This window comes from Hyphomicrobiales bacterium (genome assembly GCA_039989895.1).
In the GTDB taxonomy this organism is placed as follows: domain Bacteria; phylum Pseudomonadota; class Alphaproteobacteria; order Rhizobiales; family JACESI01; genus JACESI01.
In genome coordinates, this window is sequence record JBDXGY010000006.1 from 884,128 (window position 1) to 901,875 (window position 17,748).

Here is a 17,748-nt window from a genome sequence, read left to right on the forward strand (position 1 = left end):
AATTTTATTACTCAATGACAGCAATGCGGACAAAGTGACACTGAAAAGCTCACCGGGCGCCTTGATTGCGCCACCGGATCGATTGTCGACTCAATCTCAAGTCAATATTCATTTTACAATGCCGCGCTGACGGAGTTTCAGAGGCCGAGGTAATCAGAATCGGTATGTAAAGGCACCGGAAACAGTCGCGCCCCAAACATTATCTATCTCGAATTCACCAATCGGATCTGCGGGAGGGGCACCGAAAGGCAATCTTGATGAACCGGTCTCAAAATCTCCATAATAATCCAATCCAGCATTCAAAGTGAACGAAAGAGAATCATTGAAGTCGTGTTCTATCCCCGCAGTGACCCTCGCTGCGAAATTGGTTGTTTGTCCATCATCAACAATAGCAAAAAATGGATTCGGAGGCGGGGCATTTTCCAAGATATCTCTAAATTCATTAAACGCTACCCCGACTCCAAGTCCTAGCTTTAAACGGCTGGATTCAAGAATGGGCATTGAATAGGCGACATTAGCCAAAACCAAATCAGTTGTGGCCTTGCCTCCGTATCTCTGGTCAAAATTAGCAATAGCCGGAAAATCGGCTCGAAAATCTAGATCCCCGTCAATGCGATCATAGCTAATGAAGTAACTAAATTCAGGGCTCACTTCGTAGCCAAGGCGACCACCGATGCTATATGCTGATCCAAATTTGACGTCACGAGATACGCCGCCCCCCGCAAAAGCACTGCCACCGTTGGTTGTGTTTGTAGACCCGCTTCTGAAACTAGCCCCTGCTTCAACTGCCCCGTAAAACCCGCCAGTTCTGAAGACATCTGCTGAAACATCATCTTCCGCAAAAGCGGCACCTGTCAAAAAGCATGATGAAGAAAATAATGCTGCTGTTAATAGCTTTTTCATGATTTCAATGAATCCCAACCAAACCCATACAGATTGTTCAGTACCACAATACGAGCCTACGTATACGATATATGTAACACAACCCGATAAACCATTCAATATTAACGAAAAACAGATTCTGATGGAGCGGCAACTCTGGTTCGAGCAGCCACATTTCGCAAAGTTAATCAGTATCGGATCTGGGCCATAACTGAAGACAAATAGCATTGATGGTAATTCAACTTGCGACACCAATCGCATGTCTGCTTAGGGCTCAAAGCTGACCTCCAGAACACCCATGCAGATATTTTCTCATCCCCCACCAAAAACCAAAGACCCCGTTGCGCTTTGTATACTTGCGCCAACGGGGTATGAGTTCAGTCGATTTTTCGAGTTGTTTGATACGGCCCGATCAGATCAAGCCGTTATATATAATAGATTTTGATTTTAAACTGCGGGCCATGGCGTCTTTAAGGCTTTACTCTCAAAGCGTCGTGGTCCGTGACCGTCCCTTCGGACTTGATCAATACGCACACGTTGGTGGACTCATGGTTCCTCCAGTCTGGCCGCCTCTCCTGTTTAGCCTTCCTCCAATCATGCCCTGTTGCCGTGTGGGGATACACAGTTCAACACAGCGCATAAGGATGCTAACCAATTGTTTTGGTTGCGATATTAGGCGACATAGGGCAAAGCGTGCGCCTCACTTGTTGATTTGTCAAGGATGCTGCTTGAAATGTGAACAATGTTAAAAGCTGTCTGGGTAAAGTCTGGGTAAAGTCTGGGGAAAGTCTGGGGAAAGTCTGGAGCGGGTAGCGGGAATCGAACCCGCATATTCAGCTTGGAAGGCTGCTGCACTACCATTGTGCTATACCCGCACCATAGGTGCGCAAATAAACTCACGATACAAAAAACGATGGTGGAGGAGGTTGGATTCGAACCAACGTAGCATACGCAGCGGATTTACAGTCCGCCCCCTTTAGCCACTCGGGCACTCCTCCCAATCGTTTCAACACATTGCAAAAACAATGGGATCGATATCGCACAGCGATCACCGAGGGCGTTTATGCCGATAGCATGGCGCCCTGTCAATGGGGAAATCATATGCAATCGCTTAGCCCCTCTATTCTTTCTCTCAAGAAGCGACTAATGCTGTTGTTATTGTTCCTGATTTTAACACAAAAGGCAGAACTGAAAGACCGTGATTGATGGCAGATAAAAAGAAAAAAGCCCCGCGCAAGCAATGGAATAATAGGCCTAAAAAACAATCGAGTGGTGCGCCAACGCTCAACCCCGATGAGATTGTGCTTTATGGCATCCATGCCGTCAAAGCAGCGCTTTTGAACAAGAAGCGTCGCTTTATCAAAGTCCTCGCCACGCGCAATGCTGCCGATCGCTTGACTGAGAGCCTCAACGCACGCGGTTTAAGCGCCGATATTGTAGAACCAGAGGCAATCAACGCCCTCACCGGGCCTGAAGCCGTACATCAAGGCATGGCAGCCCTCGTCAGGCCCATAGAGACACAAGACATCCACGATGTGCAAGATGCAAAGCTTGTGATCGTGCTGGACCAGATAACAGACCCTCATAATGTCGGTGCGATTATGCGCTCAGCCACAGCGCTTGGGGTTGATGCCATCATCACAACCCACCGCAACGCACCCAGAGAAACCGGATTATTGGCCAAAACAGCATCCGGCGGTCTTGAGCACATCAATCTTGTGAATGTGACAAACCTTGCCCAAGCACTCACCAAACTGAATGATTTCGGCTTTGTGACCATCGGACTTGATAGCGAAGGGCCGCAAGGCTTAAATGAGACGCTCTACGGCGATAAAATAGCCCTCGTCTTGGGTGCAGAAGGCAAAGGCCTGCGCCGCCTCACCCGTGAGCGCTGTGACGTGCTCGCGCGGCTTGATATGCCAGGCCCAATCAAAAGCCTGAACGTCTCAAATGCCGCAACACTTTCCACATTTATGGCGTCGCAATATTTAAACAAGAAGACATAATGAAAATATAGTTTTGATATTTGACTACATGGCACTGATATTCTATTAGGAAAATACCATTTTAAGGGGGAAGTTATGAATAAAAAGAAATATACAAAGCCAACTTTGAATAAGAAAATCAACTTAACAAAAGTAGTTGCGGTACAAGCTTCACCGGTAGTAAGCGGCAAATTTTTTGGCACACTAGATTAAATATCAAAATTGATATATTGAACTATAACAAGAACCCGCTTCATTGAAGCGGGTTCTTTTTTGCAATTAACTTGGAAATTGAGCGAAATAAGAATAGAGCTATATTGGCAATACGTTAGGATATCAATATTTGACTGAATAGTAATTATATCTTACTCGTAGAAAACATCATTTTAAGGGGAGAAGTTATGAATAAAAAGAAATATACAAAGCCAACTTTGAATAAAAAAATCAACCTCACAAAAGTAGTTTCAGGTGGCCCAAATCTAGAAGGTGTAGCACCGGTAGCAAGCGGCGCATAGCAAGCGGCGTATTTTTGAGTAGGATTAAATATCAAAATTGATATATTGAACTATAACAAGAACCCGCTTCATTGAAGCGGGTTCTTTTTTGCAATTAACTTGGAAATTGAGCGCAATAAAAATAGAGCTCTATTGGCAATACGTTAGGTTTTCGATCTTCACTGCTGCGTCTTTGCTCTCGCCAACGGTGCGCAAAGATCGTTTGCAATGCTCAAGCTCTTCCTCGCTCAAAACATAAAAAGGCCGAGGAAAATCCGTGATACCAATCAGCTTATCTGAAGGAACATCGACACCACTATCGCGAATTTCCTTCACATTGCGGATAATCGTCACGCCATTGCTCTCCTCTTTCACCACAACAGCGACCTGTATTGCCTTTTGCGATGAAGGGGCGCGCATCGCCAACTGCCCAGCAACATATGCTGGTATCGGCAGCACATCTATAAGCGACGAATGTGGCTTAGGGTTTGGCCATTTCTTAGCACTGGGACTGATGTTGATGAAATCATCTGAACGATGGGTATGCGTCAAATAACGGCCATGTTTATGATTCACCGCCCCTATTTTCTGGTGCCCGCCATGATAGCCCTTCACAAAATGATCGTGCCGCTTGGTTTTAGGTTTTATAAGTTTAGCGCGCTTTGTTTTCACCTTATGAGAAGAAGCTGATCTTGCTTTGTCATGTGAATGTACATGCGGCTTTTTGACGTATTTCCTTTTAGAAGACTTATGCCCACTCACCGTGCGCGTTTTGGTGACAGTTTCAGTCACAGTTTCAGTCGTCGTGACTGTTGTTGTTTTGGACTTAAAAACTTTATGGCCTGCAAGCGCTGCTTGCTGTGGGAAAGTAAAGGCAGCAAAGGCCAAAAGAAGGCCTGCGGCTGTATTCGATCGTTTCATCATAGCTCGTTATCTCCGTACTATACAAAGGAGTAAAAAGCGCGCCGCATCAAGCCACCGCTCCCGGCGACCTACACTGTAAAAATATTAAAATCATTCCACTTTTAAATCAAGAGCTTATTCGTAACTGGTCGATAGTTGCGCGAAATCGCAGCTTTCTAAGCCCCCCTCCCTGCATCTCATCATCTTTTTCCATTCTCTTTGCATAAGAACCCAATTTCAGCTTGATCTAGCTTATTCTTTTCTGTAGTCCGGTACGTGGAGACGTGGCCGAGTGGCTGAAGGCGCGCCCCTGCTAAGGGCGTATACGGGAGACCGTATCGAGGGTTCGAATCCCTTCGTCTCCGCCACCTACCTTATTTCTCCTATTCAGCTCCAAAGCTATGGCATATTGCAAGGCTCGGTCGCTGCATCTTAAGCATAAGGCACCCAAAATCTGGAGGATAATGGCGTGAGCGTATTAGACCAAGCCATGAGAGACTGCGCGCAAGAAGGCATTGTCTTTGATCGCGCCCAGACAAATGGCATCACTATGTTTTATGCGCGCAAGGGCACAGGTTACCCGCTCGTCCTTCTCCATGGATGGCCAGAATTCTGGATGGTCTATCGCCCCATAATCAATGCTCTGGCAGACGAATTTGATATTATTGTTCCTGATCTACGCGGATTTGGCGATACCGGAAAGGCCACATCCGGCCCTGATGATCAAGCCAATGCTGACGTGCATACTGAAGATATCAAAGGCCTCATAGACAATCTCGGCATTAAAAAATTTGGACTGGTTAGTGGTGACGTTGGAGCCAATATTGCGCAAGCTTTCGCCCGATCCTATCCAGAAAGCTTGTCAGGGCTCTTCTTCTTCTCGACACCCTACCCCGGTCTAGGAAAACGATACGCACAAGCCGACCACTTGACGGAAGTCTGGTACCAATACTTTCAGCAAATACCATTGGCTGTTGAATTGGCGGGCAGCTCAAGAGACGCTTGCAAAATGTATATCTCACATTTTCTCAACCACTGGTCCAGCGATAATCCAGCAGTCTTTGAGCATTTGATCGAAATCTACACAGACAATTTCATGAAGAATGACAATCTTCAAGGCGGGTTTGATTGGTATTTAAGTTCTGCTAAAAACAGGCGGTTGTGGATTGAAGAGAAACTTCCCCACCCCCCCGTTATCAATACCCCATCGCACTTTATGTGGGGCAAAAAAGACCCGCTGATCCGACCTGAGTGGAGCGATCGATTGAGCGAGTATTTTAATGATTACACCATCGAGTTTGTCGATGCTGGCCACTTTGTCCATGCCGAAATACCGGATAAGGCTGCGGCCAACATTAGAAAGTTCTTTAAAGACAAGGTATAGTGGCTAAGATCTCATACTCACTTTTCGAGGAATAAAGAATTGTCTTCTTCATTGCCCCCAAATCCTTGCATTCTTTGTTGTGCTATAACGGGTGCGGTACCCACACAGAAGGATAATCCAGCCCTCCCCGTAACAATTGCCGAACAGATAGAAAGTTCACATGAAGCTGTGGAGGCAGGTGCGTCAATATTGCATTGTCATGTACGCGATGATGAAGGCAATCCGACATCTGACCCCGAGCGTTTTGCGGCCCTCAAAGAAGGCCTTGAGAAATATGTGCCCGGAGCGATCATTCAATTTTCAACCGGTGGGCGAAATGGTGCAGGCCATGAGCGTGGTGCTATGTTATCACTTCGCCCTGATATGGCTTCTTTAACGGTAGGCTCCAACAACTTCCCAAATCGAGTTTACGAAAACCCTCCTAATCTGGTTGAATGGCTCTCGGCAGAAATGCGTCAATATGAGGTTATGCCAGAGATCGAGGCCTTTGACCTGTCGCATATTATCAATGCCGTCAAAATGCACGCCAATGGCGCCATTAGCGGTAAACTTTATGTACAATTTGTCATGGGAATCAAGAACGCCATGCCCGTCGACAAACATGTGTTTGATTTCTATGTTGAGACGATGAAACGCCTCGCGCCCGATGCCCCGTGGTGCGCTGCAGGCATTGGTCCTGGACAGGTTATTGTCAATGAATGGGCAATTGCGGCTGGCGGCCACACTAGAGCCGGTCTTGAGGATAATATACGTCTCAACAAAACAACCCTCGCTCCCTCCAATGCGGCTTTAATCAAAAGAGCAGCAGAGCTATGCGACAAATACGAGCGCCCCGTCGCAACAATAAGTGAAGCACGTAATATCCTTGGGCTACGCGCTGCATGACGAGGCGATAAAGATAACTTAAGAGGCGATCACCTCATTCTTCTGACCAACTAAAGCATCTTCAAACCATTTGGCTACTTGCAATAGTTGTACATCTCGCCTTGGGCGAGCAGCCAATTGTATGCCATATGAAAGCCCACTCGCATTCGTGCCACAGGGCACTGTGATACTCGGCAAGCCCAACAAGGTCCACGCTCTGCTCATCACAGGATCGCCCGTGCCTGCTTGCGACAATGGCGCCACATCTGGAGCACTTGGCAAAACAAGCACATCCGCATCACCAAAAATCTGTTCAAGATTATGCAGGCAGTAATCGCGCAGCTGATAAGCATCATCATAATCACTGCTTACGGTTCCATCGGCCAATGCAAACAATTCATGGAGTGACATGCTTAGTTTGTCATAGGCCGTATAGCGTTCATGTGAAAGTTCACGCGCAGCCTCGACAGCCATGATAATCGTTTGCGCTTCACACAGCTGAGTGAAAGGATCAGGCACAGTGTCTCGCCCAACATGCGCGCCTTTTTCGACAATCAATTGAAGTGTTTTTTCAATTGCAAGATTGGCGCCTTTTGAGGCCTTATCCCATTCTGGACCCATCCATAATCTGACATTGGGTTCTTCTTTGATTGGTGCGATACAAGCAAGGTCAGGACGATTTGCCATAACACTGGCGATTAAAGCTATATCCGATACGCATCGACCAAACATACCAACAGTATCCAATCCATTCGCCAGCGCTTTAACACCCGCCAGACTGATCATACCACGGGTTGGTTTGTAACCGACAATACCGCAATAAGCGGCAGGACGAATGGTGGAAGCCGCTGTCTGCGACCCAATGGCAAGTGGCACCATATAATCACTAACGGCTGCGGCGGAGCCGCTGGACGAGCCTCCGGGCGAACGCGCTGCATCATTTGGGTGCTTCGTTTTACCCGCTTGCCAATAAGCAAATTCGGTCGAAACCGATTTACCCATTATAATCGCCCCTGCTGCACGAAGACGACTAACGCAGGCTGCATCAGCTACTGGTCGGAATCCAGCATAGATTTTGGAGCCATAACTTGTTGGCATATCAAATGTATCAAAAATATCTTTGATAGAAACGGGCAAGCCCCAAAGCAATCCCCTCTTCTCAATTGGCTGTTGCGAGAGAGTTGATAGCTGGCGCTCAACATTAAGCCAATCAAGGTGCTGCCATGCTTCAACATCGTCTTCTCTATTCTCAATGCGTTCACGACAAGAAGACACGAGTACGTCAGGCGTCAATTCGCCAGAAATCAGCAAACTTCGTGCGTGTGTTGCTGTTAATTCATTAAAAGTATTATAGACTGAACCAAACAAATAATAATTTCTACCTATATTAAATTTGCTAGCTTTCTAATTAAAACCGCAATTATTATGAGCAAATGCAACCATTATGAGCAAATGCAACCTATTACATTGCAAGCAAATGAGCCCATTTCAAATAAGTAAGCTTTCATTTGACGATGTCACTGTCAACATGCTCTTATATAAAAAACCACACCGTACTCCCATTTAAGTAAGCGCTTAATTACGGTTTTAAAAAACAAAAGAAATTTAAAAAATTTAAGCTTGTTACAAAAGGAAATTAAAAATTTAGGGCTTGTAAATTGGATTTAAAAACAATGGTATGTCCTAATAGTATGGAGGCATGATTTAGCGATACATTTTGAATGTTGTTGAATTAGCTTCTTCACAAAAAAAAGCGCAGGGAGTACACAGAATGAAACTATTAAGAAAATACAAGAAAACAGCGACGTTAGCTGTTGCAGCCGTTGCTTTAGCCGCAGCCGGAGCAGGCAGCGTTCAATATTCAAAGGCGGCTGACGCTATCGCCGTTCTTCTATGTCCATTTGGCTGTGGTCCAATTGCTGGTGACACCATCTTAATGAACCAGATGATCAAAGAAGGTTCAGATGTGTTGCTGCTTCCGCAGGAAACACCAGGTTACATGTACAACATCAGAGAGATGGGCCGTGAAGAGCGCAAATGGAAAACATCCGTTTTTGCCACTGAAGACACTCTCATCCAAATCGCCTATTCAGGTGGTTCTGACGAAGTTAAAGAATTTCTCCCTGAGCCAGTACAGGTCCCGTGGAAGCTTCTTTATGGTGAAGCATGGTGGGGCCAAGGCAAATTCCTTGTGACCTTCGATTGTAACTTGAAGTCAATGGCTGATTTGAAAGGCAAGCGTATCTCGCTCGGTCTGCGCGGTCAGTCTGATTGGGGCGTATTCTCACGCTTGTTCTTAGAGCATGCATTTGGTGTAACACCAGATAATGCAGATATTCGCCACATGACTCCAGGGCAGCTAACACAGCAGCTCATTGATGGTGCAACTGATGCAGCTGTCACACCAATCGGTGCGGAGCCAAGTCTTGAAACATTCATCATACCTGGTCCTGTTCGTCAGCTTGAAGCAACCGGTAATAAGATGTGTTACCTCGGCGTGACGGAAGAAGACGTAGCAAAGGTGAATGAAAAATTCGGCACAAGTTGGTTCCATGTGAATCTACCAGCTGGAACACTTCCTCACCAAGATGAGCCTCTTGGTATTGGATTTAACCGCGCCTTTAAGGCCGCTCATGAAAGTTTCGATGAAGAGCGCGCTTACAACTTTGTAAAATCGGTCGGTAAAATTGGGCCTAAAATGAAAGAACTTCATGCCCTATGGAAAATCTGGTCACCAGAACTGATGACATGTGGTTTGTCAGAAGAGAACACGCATGCTGGTGCAATCAGAGCCTACAAAGAGCTGGGTTGGTGGGACAAACGCAAAGAGTGCGAACCAATGACTTACCCTAAGAGCTAACTTACTGAACACATAAACGAAATGGCCGATCCAGTTGAAAATTAAACGATTGGGTCGGCTATTAATGTGCGACAATTCGTCACATGAATTAAACACAAGAACGATACATACCTAAAATAAGGACTTAAGATGACTGGCTGGAAAACCCTCAGGCAACTGGTTGATATACCATTCATATTAGTTGGCCTTGTGCTCACCGTATACATTGGGTTTTCAGCTTTTGGATATGTAAAAAACTCATCAGAACATTATTCAAATTTCATCCTTGGCACGTGCCTGATGACCGGTTTTCTCGCCCTTCGCAATTTGTGCGACGAAAAACTGGGCATGAAAGACATTATGAGCGATACGGGCGACACTATGCGCGTGCGCCCTTTCTTTTGGCCACGGTTTAGCCTGGCGGTTTTCGCGCTCATAATAAGTGCCATTGCGATGGGATACATTCGCTATCACGCCGTCTACCTTGAAAAAGCCCAACCCTATTTTGCTGATATAGATATTGTTGTCGGCTGGATGATGACCGTGTCAATTCTAGCGCTGTGCTACATCCACTGGGGTTTACTCCTGACATCTGTGATCGCAGTCGCGATCAGCTATTTCTTCTTCGGTTATCTGATTGAAAATCCGCTTTTCGTAACCCCAAAATATGACACCGGATTCATCATGAATTACATTGGTCTTGGGACCAACCAAGGCTTTTACTATCTCGCTCAAGTTGCAGCAGATTCGATCTATTTCTTGATCATTTATGCCGCCATTCTTTTAGGCGTTGGCATGCTTGATATGATCCTTGAAGTCGGCAAAGTAACAGGACGCCGCATGGCTGGTGGTGCTGCTGGACCAGCACTCATTGGCTCAGGCATTGTATCTTCAATTATGGGGCAAGCTGTCTCAAACGTTGTGCTGACAGGTCGATTGACCATCCCGATGATGAAACGTTATGGCTATTCAAACTCTATGGCAGGTGCGATTGAAGCAACAGCTTCTACTGCAGGACAGATCATGCCCCCAATCATGGGTTTGGCTGCATTCATTATCGCCTCATTCTTGAACCGCCCCTACATCGACGTTGCACTTTCTGCCATGGTGCCGGGCCTTTTATATTTAGTGGGTTGCGGCATCGCGATCTATATCTATGCAAAACGTCACAAACTACCAAAGCTGACGGAAAAAGCCGATATGCAAATGATCTTGCGTCTTTTGCCGACATTCATTATTTCCTTCGGTATTGTTCTGTGGCTTTTGCTTGGCTATCGCTCACCGGCAATTGCAGGAATGTGGGGTATTATCCTTGCTCTCGCCTTGTCATTTTTTCAAGGAAAATGGCAACCCAAATTGTCAACGCTCTATGCGGCTCTTCAAGAAGGCTTCTACCTTGTGGCGGTGCTCTCACTGCTATTGATTGCCATTGGCCCGCTCGGTCAGGTAATGTTGACGACTAACCTCTCCGGACGGTTAGGTGCAGCGCTGATCCAATATTTGCCAGATAGCCAACTACTCTTGTTGATTGGTGCCATGTGCGTATCGCTGGTTCTGGGTATGGGACTACCAACACCGGTGGCCTATATCATTGTAGCGCTTGCTCTCGTACCCTTCATGCAACAGATCGGCGTTCCGCCGCTACAAGCCCATTTCTTCGTCTTCTATTTTGCCGTATTCTCAACATTGACGCCTCCTGTGGCCGTCAGCGTGTTGGCGGCGGCCAAACTCGCGGACGCCTCATTCCTGAGAACTGCTGCGGATTCATTGAAAATCGCCTCAACAACTTTCATCATTCCATTTGCATTTGTTTTTTCACCTGAACTGATGACATTTCCGAATATGACAACAGCGATCATCCCTCCTTTGCTGGAAGTTCTCGGAATCCAGATCACAATGTCGATTGCATCTTATGGGTACTTTTTCAGGGCTTTGAGCGGATGGGAACGTATTGTATTCTTAGCCACAGCTGTCTTCGGATTTTTGTATATGACCTTGGCATATGATTTTTACCTCTACGCCTCGCTCTCATTATTTGGTGCGATGACTCTATGGGTATTAAAGAGTTACTTGTCTGAAAAATTCATGGGAAACACGCCTCAATAAAAAGCAACCTAGCCGTGGGAGAGGATCATATCGTTATCGTTTAAGGAAGTTGCCGAAATACTCAAGATTATTGACGCATCAAACTGCGATGAAGTCGTTCTTGAACTGGAAGGCATAAAACTGGCTGTGCGTCGCGATACGTCTCATAGCCAAGGGGAATCGCGCAGCCTAGAAACGCCAGTGACTGAGCTAACGCAGACTGCCGCACCCTCAGCACCTCAAACTGGCAAGAAAGCACCCACGGCTGAAGCAAGCACAGCTTCGGGGGTTCCCGTGCGCTCGCCTATGGTTGGATCCTTTTATCGTCGCCCTGCCCCAGACAAGCCTCCCTTCGTTGAAATCGGCTCAAAAGTAAAACAAGGTGATACGCTGTGTTTGATTGACGTTATGAAACTTTATACGACAATCACAGCGACACACGCTGGTACTATCAATGAGATAGCCGCTGATGATGGCGATCTCGTCGAATTTGACCAACTGTTATTTGTCATATCTGCGGATTAGACGATGAACCAATCGCATCGCGTTTTGATTGCAAACAGAGGAGAAATCGCGGTTCGCGCTGCGAAAGCTTGTCGTGCAATTGGATTGGAGAGCGTTGCAGTATACTCCACTGCTGATCGTTCTTCACCTCATGTGTGGCTTGCTGATAAAGCTGTTTGTATTGGCCCGCCTGCGAGCACTAAGAGCTATCTCAATGTGGATGCCTTGCTCCATGTGGCCAAGCAAACGGGATGTACGATGCTCTATCCCGGTTATGGATTTCTTGCTGAAAACGCGGCCTTTGCCGAACAGTGCGCCGAAGAAGAGTTGGTCTTCATCGGGCCGTCACCAGAAACAATCACAACTATGGGCGATAAAGCGCGCGCGAGAGACATGGCAAAGAAATTTAACGTGCCGATCGTACCTGGATCAAAAGGCGCTTTTACCGATAGCAAAATAGCATTGAAAGAGGCAAAAAAAATCGGCTTTCCCTTGTTGTTGAAAGCAAGTTCAGGTGGCGGCGGTCGCGGGATGCGGGTCGCAGAAGACTTGACAACATTCAAAACAAAATTCGATGAAGCCTCACAAGAAGCACGCGAAGCTTTTGGTGACCCTTCAGTCTACCTTGAACGGTATTTCTCCGCTGTGCGCCATCTTGAGGTACAGATATTCGGTGACAACCATGGATTAGTGCGCCATTTAGGCGAACGGGATTGCACGACACAAAGACGCCACCAGAAACTGGTTGAAGAAAGCCCTTCTCCTGTTCTAACCGACAAGGAGCGAAACAGCCTGTTAGACGCTGCTGTACGTTTAGCAAAAGGCGTTGGCTATCTTGGCGCAGGCACCGTGGAATTTATATTCGATGAAGTATCACGTGAATTCTATTTCATAGAGATGAATACCCGCATTCAGGTCGAACATCCGGTGACAGAAATGCGCATCGGCCACGACTTGATTGAAGAACAACTCCGTGTGGCACTCGGTGGGCCTCTTTCTATACCTGAAGAGAAAGACTGGTCCAGCAATCATGTGATGGAGTTTCGTATCAATGCGGAGAACCCTGATCAAGGCTTTGTCCCTTCCCCCGGTCGCATCACACGGCTACGGTTTCCAACAACGCCAGATGTGCGTTGCGATAGTTTCATCTATGAAGGCGCCACCATCCAGCCGTTTTACGATTCGATGATCGCAAAGTTAATTGTTACAGGAACTGACAGACAGGACGCTTTGAAAAATACGCGCAGAGCACTCGATGAACTTATCATTGACGGTATCCACACAACACGAAGTTTTCATCGCAATTTGCTTGATGATCCAGATTTTATTGGAGCGAAAATCCATACCCGCTGGGTAGAAAATACTTTCATTGATCGCTTAGATGCGCAGAGGATTTGACATGCCAAAAAACAGCACCTCAAGCACCATCGAAAAAAGAAAAGTCCGGCTCATTGATGTAACCCTGCGCGATGCTCATCAATGCTTGTGGGCAACCCGCATGACAACCGCGATGATGAAAGATATTGCCCCTCGTCTAGACAATGCCGGTTTTGAGGCCATTGATCTTGTAGGTGGTGCCGTCTTTGATGTCATGGTGCGCTACCTGCGCGAAGACCCGTGGGAGCGGATGCGCATCTTAAATAAATGGATCACAAAAACGCCTTTGATTATTCATACGCGCGGGCAGAGTTTGTTTACCTTCGAATTTTTTGCTGACGACGTAGTTGAGCTCGCTGCCGAACGTTTTGCCGCAAACGGTATGACATACCACACCCCCTATGACGCCTTAAACGACATACGCAATCTGGGAATTCCGATCAAGGTTGCAAAGAAACATGGTCTTTATGTTGTGGGAGGGCTTGCCTATACCTATAGCCCTGTTCACACCGACGAATATTACGTTCGCAAGGCCAAAGAGCTTGTTGCCCATGGTGTTGATGCTGTGTTTGTGAAGGACGCAAGTGGACTTTTGCGACCTGAGCGCGTTGCAACGCTTTTTCCTGCGCTCAAAAAAGCAATCAAAAACTTGCCGCTTCAAATCCACACCCACTGCAATTCTGGCCTTGCTCCTTATGTCACCTTACAAGCTGTGGAACATGGTGCCGAAGTAGTCCACACTGCCACATCAACACTCGCAAATGGTGTTTCTCATACGCCTACGGGACTTTTCACCAAGAACTGCCGCCGTCGAGGGTATGACGTTGATATTGATCTGGCTCCCATTGATGAGGTTGCGGAACGATTGGCTTATATTGCTGAGATGGAAGACAAGCCGGTGGGTACACCAAATCAATATGACGAATTCCATTTCCACCATCAATGCGCTGGCGGTATGGTGTCAAATCTTCAGTATCAACTGGAGACTATCGGTATTGAAGACAGACTAGAAGAAATTTTGGAAGAAGCAGGTCGGGTGCGCATGGATTTAGGCTATCCAATCGTGATCAGCCCCTTCGCGCAATATATAATCACCATGGCAATCCTCAATGTTATGGGCAAGGATCAAGGCAAACCGCGTTACGAAACTGTCCCTGATGAAGTACGACGCTATGTGCTTGGTGGATATGGCGAGATCGCAGGAAAAATTGACGGGACGCTCTACGACAAAATCACACGTGGAGCACAACCCATCACACAGCGCCCCGGTGAACTTGTCCCACCAGCCTTGAAGCGTCTTCGTAAGGAGCGCGGCCCCTTCGCAAGCGACGACGATCTATTGCTCGCCGCATTTTATGATGACACTCAATACCAAGCCTTAAAAGCAGCCGGCCCCATTGAGACTGAATATCCCATCATGACGACACCGCTTTTGACGCTCATTAAAGAACTCAGCAATAGATCTCACATCAAGAGTTTTCATTTTTCAAAAAACTGAGACGATGACAGCCACATCATCATTTGCTGCATACAATGAATTCTGAATTATGATAAAATACTTGGCTCATATTATCCAAAAAGGAATTATCATTGCCGCACAAAGCACTGGCAGGGGCACACAGACTCGAACTGTGGACCTACGGTTTTGGAGACCGTCGCTCTACCAACTGAGCTATACCCCTTTACGCTGCCGTGGAATACACGAGCTAGGAGATAATTTCCAGACATTTATCTCATAACTCGTGAGAAATTGCTCAATTGGTAAAAAGACGGCCTAGTTTATATCAAATCATGCTTCATTTGTAGAAACACGACCATCGCTTGCAACAACGGGTAATTGACTTAATCCTATGCAAGCAGGCAATTTATGATCTTTCGGCCAGTGATAAGAAAGCACCCGAGCGCGTTTAAAAGGACGGATGCTGACGCGGTTTGCCTGATTACCGCCAAGGACCATCAAATTATTGAAACGATCACGACCAACGACAAAGCCCACATGACCTGAGGCACCTTTGCGCTTGCCGCGCCACATGCTCACGACACAGCCAACCGCTGGACCGTCCAGCACCCTGCCCCAACGCGACCAATTGAAAGAGCGTGCAGCGGCCGAACGAGTGGAACGAATGCCCGCCTCCTCCAAAACGCCACACACATAACCAGCACACCAAGGAGTTTCATCGGTGCGAAACGGAAGGCCAAGTTTTACCCACCATTCCAGAATCTTGGGGTTATGGCGATTACCACGATATTCTTTAAGGCCAAGATAGGTCCGCGCAAGACGCAACCAAGACGGATCTTTCGGCGCTTCCCCCTCATAGGTAGATTTAATCTCGTGACGCCCATCAAACAAAGCAGCACGTGTCAGCGGTCCAATTTGACTACGTGCTCTCAGGCCAACACTTTTCTTGAAAGAAATCACAGCGCCTGCCGTTTTACGACCCCATAGGCCATCAGCCTTGCCGGGGTTGAAGCCTTTGGCAAGCAGCGCTTTTTGTATTTTAAGTATTTCAGTTTTTGTCATCACCATTATCCTCTTTGTTTCGAAGAGAATAAGGCCGCACTTAGAGACGAGAATTTCTTGCTAAGAAATCCTACAAAATACCCCTGACCTGTTATTGGTCAGTTCGTGGGTGTCACAATCTTTGCCAAATAGAGAAATGATGCGGAATGTTTCTCACATCCCTTGGCACGATAAGTTTTTGTTCACTCAGCTTGGTCAATCCAAACTGCTTTGGTAGATCTAAAAATTGTTCTTCAATCGGCCATGGTGGGCCATTTGCCTCTGCCCCATCTGCCCGTGCACGGGTATAAATCAAAAGCTTGCCGCCTGGCGCCACAAGTCCACAGATAGCCTTTGATGTCTCATGCAGCATTTCTGGCGGTAATGCCTGTAAGGTGTAACACTCATGGACAAGATCAAAGCTCTGCATCCATTCATCAGGAAGAGCGAACAAGTCCGCGACCTGATAATTGACACCTGTTGCAGGAAAACGCTTTTTCGCCCAATCGATCGCCTTTACAACAACATCAAATGCGGTTGTCGCATAACCATGAGCCGCCATCGCTTCTGCATTGTCACCTAGACCACAACCGACATCGATCGCACTCTTACCCTGCCCAATTACTTGATCAGCACTCTTTGCAAGCCACTCAATGAGATAATCTTTTGGCTCAAGATCAGCCCAAGGGACCGCAGCCTCATCGCCCTTTGCTTCTTCGTAAACCGCATCAAAAAATACCGTGCGCCCTGCGCTATCATGAGCATAATTACCCGGTAATGCATCAAGCTCTGCTCGGGCCGAGGCACGTCTTGCTAAAAATGCATCATCCATCGGCTCAGTCATGCCTTTTTCTCCCAACGCCCAGTCTCATTTTGCGCCCAATACGTGACATCATGGCCCGCAGCTTTCTCTACCTTCCACCGCTCGCGTGCATGCTCTAAGGCATCTGGATTATTGCCATCAAACATATAAACAAGACGCTCATAGGAACTCGCGTTATCAATGCTTGCACCATCTAAGAGAAAACGAATAGACGCGCCATTGGGATTGTCATCTGTATCAGTCAACCATACAGGCTGCTCGGCTCCTTCACCACTGGCTTTAGAGGCATGAGGCAAAAAGCTCTCATCACGATATGACCATAAAGCCAAATCCAAAGCTTCAATCTGTGTTTCACTGGCACTATGCACGACAGCATTCCATCCGCGCGCTAAACTCTTCTCCAACAGATCTGGAATTACATCCTCAACCCGTTTGGCCAATAGGTGATAAAATAAAACCTCAGTCATAGTAGAGCTGACCTTATACTAAACATTTGTTTTATATGACACTTTCAGTTTATTGACGAAGACCATAAAATTAGCAGTTTGTATTGTGCACATCTTCTCATCGTTCTAAAATGGTTTCAGCGATCATAAATATTTTGCCAATTATATGGAACCATATCACCGATGCCAAAAACAAAAAACATAACAATTGCAATCGTGCTCGCTCTGGGTGTGACTAATCTCATTTTATCAGGATCTTCATCTTTTGCTCAAACCAAAGTTGATGTTCCAACCAATATCGACCGTGGTGTAATTGAGCCGCCAAAATGTGTTTTTCCATGTAAAGACGATTTTGTTTTACCCGCATTCGCTCGACGCCTGTCCTTAGCAGGACCTGAAGGTCGTTTCGAAACTGAACTCAACCGTGGTGCATTCCTCACCCGTCTTGAAGATTGGCGTCGACATCTTGAGTTATATCGCCTCAGCATTGAGGAAAAGCAGTTCAAAGCACCTGAATGGAAAAAGGCAAATATACTCTACAGAGTAGAACTTGGAAAATATGATCAGTTCTTTGAGAGCTATCAAAACGCCATAGCGATGGACCGTGGTGGTCGCATCACATATGGCAAGTAGAACCTTAGCTGACGTTAAATAAAACTCAG

The 17,748-nt window shown here is 46.7% G+C and carries 15 protein-coding genes and 4 tRNA genes; 10 read left to right on the forward strand and 9 right to left on the reverse strand.

All coding sequences use genetic code 11. The features are described 5' to 3' along the window. Positions 1–153: 153 nt before the first annotated feature. The 3 genes from ABJ081_10680 to ABJ081_10690 all read right to left on the reverse strand — a co-directional run bounded on the left by ABJ081_10680 (position 154) and on the right by ABJ081_10690 (position 1,880). Positions 154–903, reverse strand: coding sequence for a hypothetical protein (locus ABJ081_10680; protein MEP6357137.1), 750 nt, complete (start codon positions 901–903; stop codon positions 154–156). Positions 904–1,683: 780 nt separating this feature from the next. Further along, a tRNA-Gly gene (locus ABJ081_10685) sits at positions 1,684–1,757 on the reverse strand. A gap of 39 nt (positions 1,758–1,796) precedes the next feature. Next, positions 1,797–1,880, reverse strand: a tRNA-Tyr gene (locus ABJ081_10690). A 207-nt stretch (positions 1,881–2,087) separates the two neighbouring features. On the opposite strand from ABJ081_10690, the gene rlmB reads away from it, so the two are divergent. Next, entirely contained in the window at positions 2,088–2,888 is an 801-nt protein-coding gene (gene rlmB / locus ABJ081_10695; protein ID MEP6357138.1) for a 23S rRNA (guanosine(2251)-2'-O)-methyltransferase RlmB, read from the forward strand. A 623-nt stretch (positions 2,889–3,511) separates the two neighbouring features. Here the strand turns inward: rlmB and ABJ081_10700 are convergent. Continuing rightward, positions 3,512–4,285, reverse strand: a complete 774-nt coding sequence (locus tag ABJ081_10700) for a hypothetical protein (GenBank protein MEP6357139.1) — start codon at positions 4,283–4,285, stop codon at positions 3,512–3,514. Positions 4,286–4,542: 257 nt separating this feature from the next. Here ABJ081_10700 and ABJ081_10705 point away from each other — a divergent pair. From ABJ081_10705 to ABJ081_10715, 3 genes are all read left to right on the forward strand, one after another. After that, positions 4,543–4,632: transfer RNA gene (locus ABJ081_10705), tRNA-Ser, on the forward strand. A gap of 101 nt (positions 4,633–4,733) precedes the next feature. Next, on the forward strand, positions 4,734–5,648 hold the full coding sequence (locus ABJ081_10710; protein ID MEP6357140.1) for an alpha/beta hydrolase: 915 nt from the start codon (positions 4,734–4,736) through the stop codon (positions 5,646–5,648). Positions 5,649–5,687: 39 nt separating this feature from the next. Further along, complete coding sequence (locus ABJ081_10715) at positions 5,688–6,533, forward strand: 3-keto-5-aminohexanoate cleavage protein (protein ID MEP6357141.1); 846 nt, start codon at positions 5,688–5,690, stop codon at positions 6,531–6,533. Positions 6,534–6,551: 18 nt separating this feature from the next. Here ABJ081_10715 and ABJ081_10720 read toward each other — a convergent pair whose 3' ends face one another. After that, positions 6,552–7,880, reverse strand: a complete 1,329-nt coding sequence (locus tag ABJ081_10720; protein MEP6357142.1) for an amidase — start codon at positions 7,878–7,880, stop codon at positions 6,552–6,554. Between the two features lie 403 nt (positions 7,881–8,283). Here ABJ081_10720 and ABJ081_10725 point away from each other — a divergent pair, with 403 nt between their 5' ends. The 5 genes from ABJ081_10725 to ABJ081_10745 all read left to right on the forward strand — a co-directional run bounded on the left by ABJ081_10725 (position 8,284) and on the right by ABJ081_10745 (position 14,815). Continuing rightward, positions 8,284–9,372 carry a TAXI family TRAP transporter solute-binding subunit gene (locus ABJ081_10725; GenBank protein MEP6357143.1) on the forward strand — a complete coding sequence of 363 codons (1,089 nt, stop codon included), beginning with the start codon at positions 8,284–8,286 and terminating at the stop codon, positions 9,370–9,372. Between the two features lie 129 nt (positions 9,373–9,501). Continuing rightward, complete coding sequence (locus ABJ081_10730) at positions 9,502–11,457, forward strand: TRAP transporter fused permease subunit (protein ID MEP6357144.1); 1,956 nt, start codon at positions 9,502–9,504, stop codon at positions 11,455–11,457. A gap of 27 nt (positions 11,458–11,484) precedes the next feature. Next, positions 11,485–11,961: an acetyl-CoA carboxylase biotin carboxyl carrier protein gene (accB, locus tag ABJ081_10735; GenBank protein ID MEP6357145.1), complete on the forward strand. Its 477-nt coding sequence runs from the start codon at positions 11,485–11,487 to the stop codon at positions 11,959–11,961. Positions 11,962–11,964: 3 nt separating this feature from the next. Next, on the forward strand, positions 11,965–13,338 hold the full coding sequence (locus ABJ081_10740) for an acetyl-CoA carboxylase biotin carboxylase subunit (protein MEP6357146.1): 1,374 nt from the start codon (positions 11,965–11,967) through the stop codon (positions 13,336–13,338). A gap of 1 nt (position 13,339) precedes the next feature. Further along, entirely contained in the window at positions 13,340–14,815 is a 1,476-nt protein-coding gene (locus tag ABJ081_10745; protein ID MEP6357147.1) for a pyruvate carboxylase subunit B, read from the forward strand. Between the two features lie 108 nt (positions 14,816–14,923). Here ABJ081_10745 and ABJ081_10750 read toward each other — a convergent pair. The 4 genes from ABJ081_10750 to ABJ081_10765 all read right to left on the reverse strand — a co-directional run bounded on the left by ABJ081_10750 (position 14,924) and on the right by ABJ081_10765 (position 17,107). After that, positions 14,924–14,999, reverse strand: a tRNA-Trp gene (locus tag ABJ081_10750). Between the two features lie 107 nt (positions 15,000–15,106). Further along, positions 15,107–15,838 (reverse strand): TIGR02594 family protein, encoded by a 732-nt coding sequence (locus ABJ081_10755; GenBank protein ID MEP6357148.1) that lies wholly within the window; start codon positions 15,836–15,838, stop codon positions 15,107–15,109. Positions 15,839–15,950: 112 nt separating this feature from the next. After that, positions 15,951–16,661: a class I SAM-dependent methyltransferase gene (locus ABJ081_10760; GenBank protein MEP6357149.1), complete on the reverse strand. Its 711-nt coding sequence runs from the start codon at positions 16,659–16,661 to the stop codon at positions 15,951–15,953. Beyond that, on the reverse strand, positions 16,658–17,107 hold the full coding sequence (locus ABJ081_10765; GenBank protein MEP6357150.1) for a DNA polymerase III subunit chi: 450 nt from the start codon (positions 17,105–17,107) through the stop codon (positions 16,658–16,660). Before ABJ081_10765 ends, ABJ081_10760 begins: the two co-directional genes overlap by 4 nt. 162 nt (positions 17,108–17,269) lie before the next feature. Here ABJ081_10765 and ABJ081_10770 point away from each other — a divergent pair, with 162 nt between their 5' ends. Further along, positions 17,270–17,719 (forward strand): hypothetical protein, encoded by a 450-nt coding sequence (locus ABJ081_10770; protein MEP6357151.1) that lies wholly within the window; start codon positions 17,270–17,272, stop codon positions 17,717–17,719. Positions 17,720–17,748: the final 29 nt, after the last annotated feature.